Source organism: Roseovarius maritimus (assembly GCF_043355895.2).
Taxonomy (GTDB): domain Bacteria; phylum Pseudomonadota; class Alphaproteobacteria; order Rhodobacterales; family Rhodobacteraceae; genus Roseovarius; species Roseovarius maritimus.
This window is the reverse complement of the sequence record NZ_JBHFPF020000006.1, coordinates 114,001-126,121: the sequence shown is the minus strand read 5'-3', so window position 1 is coordinate 126,121 and position 12,121 is coordinate 114,001. Positions and strand designations below refer to the sequence as shown.

Annotated in this window: 16 protein-coding genes; 8 read left to right on the top strand and 8 right to left on the bottom strand. The window is 60.9% G+C overall.

The genetic code is table 11. The annotated features are described in order from the left end of the window. The first annotated feature begins 162 nt into the window (after positions 1-162). The 3 genes from ACEWPM_RS12650 (at position 163) to ACEWPM_RS12640 (ending at position 1,638) form a co-directional block, all read left to right on the top strand. Entirely contained in the window at positions 163-564 is a 402-nt protein-coding gene (locus tag ACEWPM_RS12650) for a MerR family transcriptional regulator (RefSeq protein WP_393962519.1), read from the top strand. Positions 565-671: 107 nt separating this feature from the next. After that, on the top strand, positions 672-884 hold the full coding sequence (locus ACEWPM_RS12645) for a hypothetical protein (RefSeq protein ID WP_393962520.1): 213 nt from the start codon (positions 672-674) through the stop codon (positions 882-884). Between the two features lie 118 nt (positions 885-1,002). Next, positions 1,003-1,638 (top strand): glutathione S-transferase family protein, encoded by a 636-nt coding sequence (locus tag ACEWPM_RS12640; RefSeq protein ID WP_393962521.1) that lies wholly within the window; start codon positions 1,003-1,005, stop codon positions 1,636-1,638. Here the strand turns inward: ACEWPM_RS12640 and ACEWPM_RS12635 are convergent. The 4 genes from ACEWPM_RS12635 to ACEWPM_RS12620 all read right to left on the bottom strand — a co-directional run bounded on the left by ACEWPM_RS12635 (position 1,599) and on the right by ACEWPM_RS12620 (position 4,375). After that, complete coding sequence (locus ACEWPM_RS12635) at positions 1,599-2,264, bottom strand: Hint domain-containing protein (protein ID WP_393962522.1); 666 nt, start codon at positions 2,262-2,264, stop codon at positions 1,599-1,601. The two genes, ACEWPM_RS12640 and ACEWPM_RS12635, sit on opposite strands and share 40 nt — an antisense overlap. 174 nt (positions 2,265-2,438) lie before the next feature. Further along, positions 2,439-3,080 carry a sulfotransferase family 2 domain-containing protein gene (locus ACEWPM_RS12630; RefSeq protein ID WP_393962523.1) on the bottom strand — a complete coding sequence of 214 codons (642 nt, stop codon included), beginning with the start codon at positions 3,078-3,080 and terminating at the stop codon, positions 2,439-2,441. Positions 3,081-3,308: 228 nt separating this feature from the next. Beyond that, positions 3,309-3,506: a CsbD family protein gene (locus ACEWPM_RS12625; RefSeq protein ID WP_393962524.1), complete on the bottom strand. Its 198-nt coding sequence runs from the start codon at positions 3,504-3,506 to the stop codon at positions 3,309-3,311. A 107-nt stretch (positions 3,507-3,613) separates the two neighbouring features. After that, positions 3,614-4,375, bottom strand: coding sequence for an NAD kinase (locus ACEWPM_RS12620; protein WP_393962525.1), 762 nt, complete (start codon positions 4,373-4,375; stop codon positions 3,614-3,616). A 186-nt stretch (positions 4,376-4,561) separates the two neighbouring features. Between ACEWPM_RS12620 and glyA the strand changes: the two genes are divergently transcribed. Then, positions 4,562-5,845, top strand: a complete 1,284-nt coding sequence (gene glyA / locus ACEWPM_RS12615) for a serine hydroxymethyltransferase (protein ID WP_393962526.1) — start codon at positions 4,562-4,564, stop codon at positions 5,843-5,845. A gap of 52 nt (positions 5,846-5,897) precedes the next feature. Here the strand turns inward: glyA and ACEWPM_RS12610 are convergent, their stop codons facing one another. Next, entirely contained in the window at positions 5,898-6,272 is a 375-nt protein-coding gene (locus ACEWPM_RS12610) for a hypothetical protein (protein ID WP_393962527.1), read from the bottom strand. 103 nt (positions 6,273-6,375) lie between these two features. Here ACEWPM_RS12610 and ACEWPM_RS12605 point away from each other — a divergent pair, with 103 nt between their 5' ends. Next, positions 6,376-7,137: an alpha/beta fold hydrolase gene (locus tag ACEWPM_RS12605; protein ID WP_393962528.1), complete on the top strand. Its 762-nt coding sequence runs from the start codon at positions 6,376-6,378 to the stop codon at positions 7,135-7,137. Positions 7,138-7,657: 520 nt separating this feature from the next. Here ACEWPM_RS12605 and ACEWPM_RS12600 read toward each other — a convergent pair. Continuing rightward, positions 7,658-8,236 (bottom strand): O-fucosyltransferase family protein, encoded by a 579-nt coding sequence (locus ACEWPM_RS12600; protein WP_393962529.1) that lies wholly within the window; start codon positions 8,234-8,236, stop codon positions 7,658-7,660. A 368-nt stretch (positions 8,237-8,604) separates the two neighbouring features. Then, complete coding sequence (gene thyX, locus ACEWPM_RS12595; RefSeq protein ID WP_393962530.1) at positions 8,605-9,519, bottom strand: FAD-dependent thymidylate synthase; 915 nt, start codon at positions 9,517-9,519, stop codon at positions 8,605-8,607. A 144-nt stretch (positions 9,520-9,663) separates the two neighbouring features. Between thyX and ACEWPM_RS12590 the strand changes: the two genes are divergently transcribed. The 3 genes from ACEWPM_RS12590 to ACEWPM_RS12580 are packed head-to-tail and all read left to right on the top strand — an operon-like array spanning position 9,664 to position 11,538. Further along, complete coding sequence (locus ACEWPM_RS12590) at positions 9,664-10,092, top strand: VOC family protein (protein ID WP_393962531.1); 429 nt, start codon at positions 9,664-9,666, stop codon at positions 10,090-10,092. A 23-nt stretch (positions 10,093-10,115) separates the two neighbouring features. Beyond that, a complete protein-coding gene (locus ACEWPM_RS12585) occupies positions 10,116-10,820 on the top strand; it encodes a DUF1194 domain-containing protein (protein WP_393962532.1) in 705 nt (234 codons plus the stop codon). Then, the gene (locus ACEWPM_RS12580) at positions 10,792-11,538 is read left to right on the top strand and encodes a DUF1194 domain-containing protein (protein ID WP_393962533.1); all 747 of its coding nucleotides are present in this window, start codon (positions 10,792-10,794) and stop codon (positions 11,536-11,538) included. The genes ACEWPM_RS12585 and ACEWPM_RS12580 overlap by 29 nt, the downstream gene beginning before the upstream one ends. On the opposite strand, the gene ACEWPM_RS12575 is transcribed toward ACEWPM_RS12580, so the two are convergent. Next, complete coding sequence (locus ACEWPM_RS12575; protein WP_393962534.1) at positions 11,532-12,032, bottom strand: MarR family winged helix-turn-helix transcriptional regulator; 501 nt, start codon at positions 12,030-12,032, stop codon at positions 11,532-11,534. The genes ACEWPM_RS12580 and ACEWPM_RS12575 overlap by 7 nt on opposite strands. Between the last annotated feature and the right edge of the window lie 89 nt (positions 12,033-12,121).

Sequence of the window (12,121 nt, the reverse complement as noted above, 5' to 3'; positions counted from 1 at the left end):
CCCGTTATTGGCCCGCCGCAGCCGACACGCAAGCCCCCGAAACGGGCCGGGAACACGTAAAAGTGACGTAACGTTCGCAGGCACCCGCCGAAGGCAGATGTTGCATCTGCCGCATGGTGGCTTATCTCGGCCCCAAAGAGAAACAAGACAGCCAGGTACCCCATGTCAAGCGAGACAATGACCATCCGCGAGATGTGCGACAGTTATGATGTGACCCCGCGCACACTCCGATTTTACGAAGCCAAAGAACTTCTGGCGCCGATCCGTCAGGGCCAGAAACGCCTTTTCACCAAGCGCGACCGCGCGCGGCTCAAGCTGATCCTGCGCGGCAAACGCTTTGGCTTCTCGCTCGAACAGATCCGACAGCTGCTGGACCTCTATGACGCCGGAGACCAGCAATACAGCCAGATGCTGCGCACGCAGGAACTGGCCGCCGAGCGGCTGGAGGACATGATCCGACAGCGCGACGAGCTCGACGGAGCCATTGACGAGCTGCGCGTCCAGATCGACTGGGTTGCGCGTATGCTGGCCGAGCGAGACGGATCCGCGCACGCGGCCGAATGATCGCCTGCGCCGGGGGGTGACGCGCGACATGTTGGCGGTTTATGGTGACGCACGGCGCTCTGCGCGCCCTGCCCCACCCTTGCAGGCCAGCCACCAAGGAGCCGCCGATGCCAAAACGTTTCCGCATGACCCGTCGCTTCAACGTGGCGATGACCGAGGACGGTTATCGCCGCCTGCGCCGCCTCTCGCAGGAGGCGGGGCTGGATGAGGGCGAGGCGCTGTCGTTTCTCTTCGAGAATTTCGACAGCGTCATCAATGAGGACACGTTCGGGCACCGTTTGCGCCTTTTCAATTCCGAACTGGAAGCGCGCAAGAAATAGCGCTACGCCTTTGGGTAAACTATGTCCGAAATGAGGAAAGCGCGCGCGCTGTGGTTCACCGTTCCGCGAATTCTCGTGGCAGACACTCCGTCACACGCGCGGCAAAGGAAGGATCGGCATGACATTGAAACTCTACTGCATGGGCGAGAGCGGCCACTCCTACAAGGTTGCGCTCCCGCTCGAACTTGGCGGCCTCGACTGGGAGCCGGTCAAGGTCGACTTTTTCGGCGGCGAGACGCGCGGAGCGGAGTTTCGCCAGATCAACCCCATGAGCGAGGTGCCGGTCCTGGTCGATGGTGACAAGGTGCTGACGCAATCGGGCATCATCCAGATGCACCTGTCGGAAAAGACGGGGAAGTTCGGTGGCTCCAATGCCGCTGAGGCGCAGGAAATCCTGCGCTGGGTGCTGTGGGACAATCACAAGCTCAGCAGTCAGGCCGGCGTGGCGCGGTTCTTGATGAATTTTGCCCCCGAGGACAAGCGAAACCCCGACGTGATCGGATTCATCCAGGTGCGGCTCAAGGGCGCCTATGCGACGCTCGACGCGCATCTGGACGCGCGCGACTGGATCGTCGGCGATGGGCCGAGCAATGCTGATTTCACCTGCTGCGGCTATCTCTTTTATCCTGAGCCCTTCGGCTTCGAGCGCGCCGATTGGCCCGCGATCGATCGCTGGCTTTCTCGGATCGAGGCGCTGCCGGGCTGGAAGTCTCCTTATGAATTGATGCCGGGCAGCCCCGCAGATCGCGCCTGAGGCGCGGCCTCATCCATCTGTATCGCCACTTCTCGCGCGTCCTGCGCCGAAAGTCTGGGATAGCCCCGAGCGCTCGGAGCACTCGGCGGGGCCTCCAGCAGATCGGAGGTAGCGGCGGGGCACTGAAGCATCGCACCTCCGCCGGCAAAGACGATCTGTTCCTCGGCAAATGTCAGCGTGATGATCTCGTCCCCCGGCTGGGGCGGGACGCGGTGAATGCCGCGCACATCGCCGAGACTGCGGGCCGGGACAAGGGCGAAGGGATCGCCGGTCACGGCCTCGGCCACGTCGCTCTCGATCAGGACAAGCTGGTCGGCGGCCAGATGCATCACCTCGCGGTTGCCGAGGGCGCGGATCGGGATCTCGACCAGCCAGAGAGACGGGAGCAATGGGCCGCGCCCGGCCCATGCCGGCTCTCGCAGGATTTCCGCGACAGGTTGTAGCCCGGCGTCGAAGGTCAGGACGAGATCACCTGGCGCGATGGTTCCCAGCGCAGGCCAGCCGTTGGACCCAGCCACGCAGACAGACGCCGACACCCCCGCCTGCCCCACGCCGGGCACGTCCCGCCCCTGCCCGTCACTGGCCGCAGGGGGTGTCTCACCAGGCGTGCCAATCCACTCGAACATTGCGGTCAATCCCGTCAAAGAACATCGCAACACCCAACTACGCGCAGCGAAGCATCAATTATACACCGTTGCCGGAAAATTATCGCCTAAAACATGATCAGGCCGCGGCCGTATCGCCTCTCGGTGGACAATCAGCCTTTCTTCCGCCCGCTGTTACCCTTCGGACGCATCCGCCTAGAACCGGTATCCGAACCGCTCGACATCCTCGCGGCAGAGGGAGCCGACGCAGCGCCGCGTCGTGTCGTCATAATAATGCCGGTAATCCCTTGCGCGCGGCGACGCGTTGAGATGCGGCAGGTTCTGCCGGAAGCCGAGGTGATCCCAAAGCGGCGCGGCGTCGGTCTCGAACGCTTCGAGCCGGATGTACAAGGGCGCGCTTTCCCCCTGGCCGCGCCGGACATAGCGCCCATACGGGTGCGATCGGATCGACGCCTGCATATCTGGTACGCCTAGAAACGTAGGGAAATCATGGCTCTGCGCCGTCCGGACTGCCGGGTGATCGAACCGCTGCAAACGCAGCCAGTGATAGTAGCTGACCATCCGGTCCCACGGATTGCGCACAAGCGTAAAGACAAGGGCCTGAGACATCCATTCGGGCGGCATGACCCCGGAGATGTCGTCCAGTCTAGAGTGCTTCCAAAGGCGGCCCGCCGCGCCGAGCCCCTTGAGACGGCCCCGCCGCCGCCGGGCCTTGGGTGTGTCTCCGATCAGGATATCGTCCCGCATCGCGCGCATCTCGAGCGCCGTGGCCAGCGAGGTGCCCCCGGTCTTGGGGATATGGACGAAGATATAATTACGGCCTGGCGAGATGATCATGGGCGCAGATTAGTGCAGCTGCGGGAGCAGTAAAAGGCACCGCTGGCTTCTCATACAGCATTGGCCACGCCCCGAGAACAGTCCAAGAGTCATGAGTATTTTGCCAAGAAAATGCCTTGGGTGCCTGTCTCAGACCTTCGCCACGCCAATGGTAGACAATTAAAAAAGGTGGCCCCGCCTGGGACCACCTCTTTCGATCATGACACTGATCTGAGTAGGGTTCGAGCCTTAGTGCTTGGCCGCGAACTCATCTACCTGGCGTTCGGCCTCGTCCTTGGCAACGCCGTAGCGTTCCTGAACCTTGCCGACGAGCTTTTCACGTTCGCCTGCGGCCTCTTGTACGTCGTCATCGGTCAGCTTGCCCCAGTTCGCTTTGGCTTCGCCGGTCAGCTGTTTCCAATTGCCCTTGATGGTATCCCAATTCATGTCTGAACTCCTTTCGGGTGTGAATTCCCCGGCGGGGTCATGCCCGCGCCGCTACTGGGATGGTAACGGGCTGGCGGGCGCATGGTTCCCTGCCTGCTGCGGCATTTTCAGACAAACTGCTCGCGCAGCAGACGCTCTTCCAAGCCATGGCCCGGATCGAATAGAATCCGGTGGCCGATGCTGGGTTCGGACCGGATCTCGACCCAGAGGACATTCTCGACCGAGCGGCTGTCGGCCACCGCCATCACCGGCCTCTTGTCGGGCTCGCAAATGTCGAAACGCACCACGGCAGCCTTGGGCAGCAGCGCGCCGCGCCAGCGGCGGGGGCGGAAGGCCGCGACTGCGGTCAGCGCCAGCACCTCTGCGCCGATGGGCAGGATCGGGCCATGCGCGCTGTAGTTATAGGCTGTGGAGCCGGCTGGCGTCGATACCAGCGCACCGTCGCAGACCAGCTCTTCGAGCCGGACCAGCCCGTCGACCGAGATGCGCAGCTGCGCCGCCTGCGGACCGCCCCTCAAAAGCGACACCTCGTTGATGGCCAGCGCATGGTGAAGCGTGCCATCTGCGGATTCGGCGCGCATCGAGAGGGGGTTGATCACCTCCTCGCCCGCCGCCTCCAGCCGCTCCATCAGGTCCGTCTCGCCGTATTCGTTCATCAAGAAGCCGACGGTGCCGCGGTTCATGCCATAGACCGGCACGTCCAGCTCTTGCGTCCGATGCAATGTGGACAGCATGAAGCCATCGCCGCCCAGCGCCACGATCACGTCCGCCTCCTCCTCGGGGGTGTCGCCATAGCGCGTGATCAGCGCCTTGCGCGCGGCAAGCGCCATCGCTGCATCACTGGCCAGAAAGGCAATCTTGCGCGTCATCTATGGCAGTCTGTCATGCTGGAATGTCCCTGATTTCGATCATGCCGCCGATGACACCACAGTTTGCGCCGCTCTGCCAGCGCTGCCGCATCGCTACGGGAAATAGTCGCATTCCCTTCTTACAATGAGGCAGGCTTTCCGCTACGCCAATCGGCAACGCTGTTCAATCCAAGGGAGCCACCCCATATGTCCGATTCCGGTTTCTTCACCCAGTCCCTCTCGGATCGCGACCCCGAGCTTTACGCGTCGATCACGAACGAGCTGGGCCGCCAGCGCAGTGAGATCGAACTGATCGCGTCCGAGAATATCGTCTCGGCGGCCGTGATGGAGGCCCAAGGCTCCGTCATGACGAACAAATACGCCGAAGGCTATCCGGGGCGGCGCTATTACGGCGGATGCCAGTATGTCGATGTGGCCGAGAACCTGGCGATCGAGCGGGCGTGCAAGCTTTTCGGCTGCGGTTTTGCCAATGTGCAGCCCAATTCGGGCAGCCAGGCCAATCAGGGTGTGATGCAGGCGCTGCTGACGCCGGGTGATACCATTCTTGGCATGAGCCTCGACGCAGGCGGGCACCTGACCCACGGCGCGGCGCCCAACCAGTCCGGCAAGTGGTTCAACGCGGTGCAATACGGCGTGCGCCGCGACACTCTGGACGTGGATTACGACCAGATGGAAGAGCTGGCGAAAGAGCACAAGCCCAAGATGATCATCGCAGGCGGCAGCGCCATCCCGCGCCAGCTGGACTTCAAGCGCATCCGCGAGATCGCGGATATGGTCGGGGCCTATGTGCTCGCGGATGTGGCCCATTTTGCGGGGCTGATCGCGGCGGGCGAATACCCCTCGCCCTTCCCGCATGCGCATGTCGCTACCACCACTACGCACAAGACGCTGCGCGGCCCGCGTGGCGGCATGATCCTGACCGATGACGAGGCGCTGGCCAAGAAGTTCAACAGCGCCATCTTCCCCGGCATTCAGGGCGGCCCGCTGATGCATGTGATCGCCGGCAAGGCCGTCGCCTTTGGCGAAGCGCTGGATCCGTCCTTCAAGGGCTATATCCAGCAGGTGATCAAGAACGCTCAGGCGCTGGCCGATCAGCTGATGAAAGGCGGGCTGGATATCGTCACCGGCGGCACGGACACGCATCTGATGCTTGTCGATCTGCGCCCCAAGGGCGTCAAGGGCAACGTGGCGGATGCCGCGCTGGGTCGCGCGCATATCACCTGCAACAAGAATGGCGTGCCGTTTGATCCCGAAAAGCCGACCGTAACCAGCGGGCTGCGCCTTGGCAGCCCGGCGGGCACGACGCGCGGCTTCAAGGAGGCTGAGTTCCGCCAGATCGGCGACTGGATTACCCGGGTTGTCGATGGTCTGGCCGCGAATGGCGCCGACGGCAATGAGGAGGTCGAGGCCAAGGTGCGCCGCGAAGTTGCAGAAATGTGCGAACGCTTCCCGCTTTACCCCAACCTTTAAGGCCGGGACTTGGACAAATGCGGCGCCGCAGGTAGCGGCGCCGTTTTGCGTTTCAGATCAGTCCGCGCCAGCGCAACAGGGCCACTAGCAGCAGCAACAGCAGCAAAAGGTTGCCCACCAAGCTGCCCGCAAAGTGCAACAGCCGGTCCTTGCGCCTCTCCTTGACGTCGACCTGGTCGAGCGGGGCGTTCAGCGCGGCCAGCGCGGCCGTGGCATCCTCGGCGCGCACAAGGCGGCGCAGCCGGGGATGCGCCATCATCTTCTGCAATTCGACCAGCCTGCGACCCCCGGCGCGCGCGGATTTGGGCAAGGCGCGGCCCGCGCGCTTGAGCTGCTTGGCCAATGTTGCCCCCCGCGCGCCCAGACGACTGCGCAGCTTTTCTGACGCCGTGTTGATATCATTTTGAAATGTCGTGGAATCGACCATGCCGGGCTCCTGTTCGCGCGCGAGCCTACAGGCGGCGCGGGCCATGCTCAATAGCCGCTCAATAGGGCTGGAACGGCGCAGGCGGGCGCGCTAAGCAGGGGCCATGTTGAACATTGTCGAACATGGCGCCCGAACGGATGCCCCCACCCTTCTGATCGCGCACGGCCTCTACGGCTCGGCCCGCAACTGGGGCGTAATCGCCAAACGCCTGTCGGACGCGCGCCGCGTCATTGCCGTGGACATGCGCAACCACGGGGACAGCGCGTGGCAGGACTCCCACAATTACCCGGACATGGCCGCCGATCTGGCCGAGGTGATCGAGGCCGAGGATGGCCCGGTCGACGTGCTGGGCCATTCGATGGGCGGCAAGGCGGCGATGGTATTGGCCCTGACGCAGCCCGACCTGGTGAACCGCCTGATCGTGGCCGACATCGCGCCCGTGACGTATGAGCACAGCCAGCTGCCCTATATCGACGCGATGAAATCGGTGGACCTCTCGGGCGTCGAGCGCCGCAGCGACGCCGCGCCCCTCTTGGAGGCGGTGGTGGACAACCCCGAGCTGGTGCCGTTTTTCCTCCAATCGCTGGACGTGGCCAAGCGCCGCTGGCGGCTGAATTTGGACGTGCTGGCCGCCGAGATGCTCAAGATCATGAGCTTTCCCGAGGTCTCGGGCCACTATGACGGCCCGGCCCTGTTCCTGTCGGGCGAACAGTCGGATTACGTGCTGCCCGAGCACCGCGAGGTGATCAAGCCGCTCTTCCCCAAGGCACGGTTCATGACGCTGAAAGGCGCGGGGCATTGGCTGCATGCAGAAGAGCCGCGGGCGTTCGTGGATGTTGTGGGTGGATGGCTGGAGCGAAAATAAGCTACGCTAGGTGTGCTGGAAACTGATAGCTTCAATTTACTATGTTTCGAATATCTTCTTGCGCGACGCGTCTGCAATCGACACGAGGTCGGCGGCGGGACTTCAGGAAAAGCCTTTAGCTCCTCCAATCCCGCGTAGATGGGGCATAAAATTTGATCCGGTTATCGGCCTTATTTCGAGGCAATAGGCACAGGTGCTCGGGAAAATTGATGGTGACTCCCTTTTAGACCTGCAGCACAATCACATTTTCGTCACTATTGTCAAAAAGAGCGTAAGAGCTTGGCTCAATAATTAGGCGGGATGGGTCCCCCAATACCCTGGCGTATTTGCCATAAGCCCCCTGCGAGCTGATAAATGAACGGCATCGGGCCAAAAGGTACAAGTCCACAAAGCCTCGGTCCGAACCATTGTTGTCCATAACAACATGAGAAATGTCAGGCCCCAGCTTTCTGATGATATTTGATTTTATCCATTCCGGTTCATCTGAAAAAAAATAAAAGCATGGATTCTCAAATCTGGATCAGATTTCATCAATCGCCCTTATAAAGTAATCTTCGCTCAAAGATTTCCCATAGTGCTGATGGTCTTTTGCAAGGTCTCCTCGACGAACATGCACACCGCACGCACTCTCATTTTGGTTTATCTGCGTTAGAACCTTCAAGTCTGTTTCTGTAAAATAAGCGTCATCGGGCGAAAAGCTCTCGTACAAATGTTCTTGGTGTTTTTGAACCAGCGCCCAGCGGTCATAAAATCCGCCAAGATACGCTGGCACGACAAGATCATCAAAATCCCCTTCCCTGAAGTTGTTGATCTTCTTAAGCGCGAACCTTTCAAATTTCGATGCTTCGACCATCTGAAGGGATGGAAACGCTTTGGGAAAATCCAGATTCCTTGGAAACAGTCCATTTATATCCAAGCCGTTTGATTTAAACCAAGAATTGTCAAACTTAACTTTATAGCCTAATAGAGTGAACTCATAGCCAAGAGCCCAAAATCCGATTTGGCTTGCCAGGCCTCCTTCGTTGCGGATAACGATAAGGTTGTCATCTGCCAATACTATGTTCAGCGCTTTAAGTACGTATCGATGAGTGATTTTCATATAGCTTAAAAATCCCTAAATTACTGCCACTCGCTCGCAGGGCGTATAAACATGCAGGAAACTTTGTAAGAATATACTGCAACCTAAGCCAGCCTGGCCTATCACATGATTCATTTTTAAGTAGCTCATCGCACGCAGCCAGAACTTTTTGCAGCTTGTTCAAGCCACTCTCGCGTTTTGGCGCAGATCCTCTGTTTTGCTCTATCACATCTTCCGGTAAACACTGCCAATCTGGTCTTTTTGCACATCATCAAGCGTAGTCGGATCAACCCACGCATGCTGCGAAGCCTTCTCTAAATCAGAGAAATCATTATCCAAACGCCCTACCGAGCCCCCATCAACAAAACCAACCAGCTTACGCAATTCGATCAGGATTTTTCTCCAATAACCCCCTCAAACTCCCGCCACTCCCCCTTGCTCATGCCGGAATTCTCCTGCGTTACCTCTTCGCCCTTGATCATCCGGCGCACGCAATCCAGCGCGGTCGCCGAGAGCTGCGCGCCGCCCATGCGGTAATCGTCGAAGGCGCGGTAGGCAAACGGCACCCAGTCGGCGACGATCTTGCAGATCTCCTCGGCATAGACGCGGATTTCGTACTGGGCGTGGCTGTCCGCGCGCAGGCGCAGGAAGTGCAGGAGGTTGTGCAGATCCACCTTCCAATACCACTGCGTATAGATATTGGCGGGCAGGTTCATGCGGGCCAGCTCGCGCGCGAGGCCCTGCTGCCCCTCGGTCGAGATCATCTCCTCGTAATGGTCATAGGCGCGCATCGCGTCGTCCTGCAAGAATTTCAGCACGCGCTGCGCCTCGTCCCCTTCCAACACCTCGCCCCGGCCCTGATTGTTGACCACCGATTGCGCATTCAGCGCATCAGGCGCGGGGATATAGAACTCGCGGTCCAGGATCGAATAACGGGCCGAGTATTCGTTGACGTTGGCGGTGCGGTGGCGGATCCACTGGCGCGCGACAAAGACGGGTAGCTTCACATGCAGCTTGATCTCGCACATCTCGAAGGGCGTCGAATGCCAGTGCCGCATGAGATAGCGGATCAGCCCCTCGTCGTTCTGCACCGATTTCGTGCCCTTGCCATAGCTGACGCGCGCGGCCTGCGTGATGGCGGCATCGTCGCCCATGTAGTCGATCACCCGGACAAAGCCATGATCCAGCACCGGGTAGGCGGTGTAAAGATGCGCCTCCATCCCATGCGCGGTGGCGCGCAGGGTGGACTGCGGCTCGGCGCGCTGCGCCTCGATTTCGGCTGTCTGCTCGGGGGTGAGGGGCATGTGCGGGTTCCTTGGCGCGGGACTGTTTGCGTGAGTCGGTCAGGTTTCTGTCTAGCCACAGATCGCACCAAATTAAAGGCTGGTGGACGCGTGGCAATATCCCACTAGGATAAGCTGCGAGTTTCATGAATTGGGAGCGCAAAAATGACGATACGCTATCTGCACACGATGGTCCGGGTGAAGGATCTGGAGAAGACCATGGCCTTTTTCCAGCTTCTGGGCCTGCGCGAGACGCGGCGCATGGAAAATGAGGGCGGCCGATTCACCCTTGTTTTCATGGCGCCCGAGGGGCAGGATGAGTGCCCGGTCGAGCTGACTTATAACTGGGATGGCGATGACAAGCTGCCCGATGACAGCCGCCATTTCGGCCATCTGGCCTACCGCGTCGACGATATCTACGAGATGTGCCAGCACCTGATGGACAACGGCGTGACCATCAATCGCCCGCCGCGCGACGGGCATATGGCCTTCGTGCGCAGCCCCGACAACATATCGATCGAGTTGCTTCAGGCGGGGGACGCGCTGGAGAAGGCCGAGCCTTGGGCCAGCATGGAAAACACGGGGCATTGGTAAGGATCCCGTCTACGGCGCGCCGCATGGCCGCAGCCCTGACTGCGGCTACGGCGCTCTGGGCGGTACCGGCGGCGGGGCAGACCTCCTGCCGCTTGGCGCTGGTTCTGGCGCTGGACGTCTCAGCGTCGGTCGATGCCGACGAATACGATTTGCAGCGGCTTGGCCTTGCGGCCGCACTGGACGCTCCGGATGTGCGGGATGCCATCCTGCGCGGTCAGGGCGGTGCTGTGGCACTCGCGGTGTTTGAATGGTCGGGCCGGTTCCAGCAGCAGATGCATCTGGATTGGAGCCTCCTGGCGAGCCATGCCGACATAGACCGCGCGGTGCTGGTCCTTGGCAACATCACCCGCAGCTATGAGGGCTTTCCCACATCGGTCGGGCAGGCGCTGGGCTATGCCTCGTCCCTTTTGCGCAAAGGGCCCGATTGCGGTCGCCGTGTGATCGACATCTCGGGCGATGGCATCAACAATTACGGTTATGGCCCGCAGGAAGCGTATCGACACTTTCCCTTGCGGGACGTGCAGGTGAACGGGCTGGTCATTCTTGGGGACGATCCCGAAGTCGAGGCGTTCTACCGCGGCGAGGTGGTGCGCGGACCCGGCGCCTTTGTCGAACTTGCCGCAGGGTTCAAAGATTTTCGCGCTGCGATGACGCGCAAGCTGTTTCGCGAAATCAATGACATGATGTTGGGCGGCGTATATGAGCCGCGCCTGTCGCCGCATGGATAGGGTTGCAGCCGCCGTGCTATACCTCGGACTGCTGGCTCATCCTGCGGAGGCGGCCTGCCGCCTTGCGCTGGCGCTGGGGCTGGACGTCTCCGGATCGGTCGATGCTGCCGAGTACCGGTTGCAACTGGACGGGGTCGCAAACGCGCTTACGGATAAAGAGGTACAAGCGGCGCTTTTCGCCATGCCCGGCGCTCATGTCGCGCTCGCCGTTTACCAATGGGGCGCGGAGGATCAGCAGAGGTTGCTGCTGAACTGGACCGACTTGCACGGACCTGGGGATGTGGCGGCCGCCGCGCAGGTCCTCCGCCGCGCCAATATGCGCTTCGAAGACCCCTATACGGCGCTTGGTGCCGCGATGCACTATGGTGGCGCGTTGCTGCAGCGGCGTGGCGACTGCTGGCAGCATACACTCGATATTTCCGGCGACGGGCCGTCCAACTCGGGCCCCCCGCCGCAGATGACCCTGATGGACCCAGGCGCGGGCATCACCGTCAATGCGCTGGTGGTCAACCCGGGCGGGCGGGACAATGTCACTAAGGACCTGACCTATACCCGCACCCTCCTGGATCACTACATAACCCATGTTCTGCGCGGCCCTGGCGCGTTTGCCGAGACCGCGCAGGATTTCAGCGATTTCGAGGCGGCGATGACTCGCAAGCTCCTGCGCGAGCTGCGGCCCGCCGCGCTGTCCTTGGCAGGAACGCCGCCCGCTCAGTAGATATAGCGGATCTGATCGGCCCAGTATCGCTCGACCCGGCGCAGCGATCCAGCGATCTGGTCGATCCCGTCCGCGCCCAAGACGCCATTCGATTGCAGCCCTTCTGCATGGCGGCCGAACAGTTCTGTCACCACATCGCGAATCTCCCTGCCCTTCTGGGTCAGGCGCACCCGGACCGAGCGGCGGTCGATCTCGCATCGCTGGTGGTGCATGTACTCCATCTCGACCAGCTTCTTGAGATTGTAGCTGACATTGCTGCCCTGGTAATACCCGCGCGATTTCAACTCGCCCGCCGTCACCTCATGATCGCCGATATTGAACAAAAGCAGCGCCTGAACGGCGTTGATATCGAGAACGCCGACACGTTCGAATTCGTCCTTGATCACGTCCAGCAGCAGACGGTGCAGCCGTTCGACCAGCGACAGCGCATCAAGATATCCGGACATGAAGCCCTGGTCATGGGCGGCGGGCGCCATGGATTTGTGCATGCTCATTTCTTTCTCCGTGCATAACCTGCTCGAGAAAGAAACTGACCCAAATTGCCGAACAATCGGTTAAACAGCGCCCATAAAACGCTTTTACC

Coding starts and splice junctions, on each gene's coding strand:
- ACEWPM_RS12635 (WP_393962522.1), bottom strand. CDS start 2,264: ATGTTCGAGTGGATTGGCACGCCTGGTGAGACACCCCCTGCGGCCAGT.
- ACEWPM_RS12585 (WP_393962532.1), top strand. CDS start 10,116: ATGGCCGCAGCCCTGACTGCGGCTACGGCGCTCTGGGCGGTACCGGCG.
- ACEWPM_RS12630 (WP_393962523.1), bottom strand. CDS start 3,080: ATGATCATCTCGCCAGGCCGTAATTATATCTTCGTCCATATCCCCAAG.
- ACEWPM_RS12625 (WP_393962524.1), bottom strand. CDS start 3,506: ATGAATTGGGATACCATCAAGGGCAATTGGAAACAGCTGACCGGCGAA.
- ACEWPM_RS12600 (WP_393962529.1), bottom strand. CDS start 8,236: ATGAAAATCACTCATCGATACGTACTTAAAGCGCTGAACATAGTATTG.
- ACEWPM_RS12650 (WP_393962519.1), top strand. CDS start 163: ATGTCAAGCGAGACAATGACCATCCGCGAGATGTGCGACAGTTATGAT.
- thyX (WP_393962530.1), bottom strand. CDS start 9,519: ATGCCCCTCACCCCCGAGCAGACAGCCGAAATCGAGGCGCAGCGCGCC.
- ACEWPM_RS12605 (WP_393962528.1), top strand. CDS start 6,376: ATGTTGAACATTGTCGAACATGGCGCCCGAACGGATGCCCCCACCCTT.
- glyA (WP_393962526.1), top strand. CDS start 4,562: ATGTCCGATTCCGGTTTCTTCACCCAGTCCCTCTCGGATCGCGACCCC.
- ACEWPM_RS12580 (WP_393962533.1), top strand. CDS start 10,792: ATGAGCCGCGCCTGTCGCCGCATGGATAGGGTTGCAGCCGCCGTGCTA.
- ACEWPM_RS12645 (WP_393962520.1), top strand. CDS start 672: ATGCCAAAACGTTTCCGCATGACCCGTCGCTTCAACGTGGCGATGACC.
- ACEWPM_RS12590 (WP_393962531.1), top strand. CDS start 9,664: ATGACGATACGCTATCTGCACACGATGGTCCGGGTGAAGGATCTGGAG.
- ACEWPM_RS12640 (WP_393962521.1), top strand. CDS start 1,003: ATGACATTGAAACTCTACTGCATGGGCGAGAGCGGCCACTCCTACAAG.
- ACEWPM_RS12610 (WP_393962527.1), bottom strand. CDS start 6,272: ATGGTCGATTCCACGACATTTCAAAATGATATCAACACGGCGTCAGAA.
- ACEWPM_RS12575 (WP_393962534.1), bottom strand. CDS start 12,032: ATGAGCATGCACAAATCCATGGCGCCCGCCGCCCATGACCAGGGCTTC.
- ACEWPM_RS12620 (WP_393962525.1), bottom strand. CDS start 4,375: ATGACGCGCAAGATTGCCTTTCTGGCCAGTGATGCAGCGATGGCGCTT.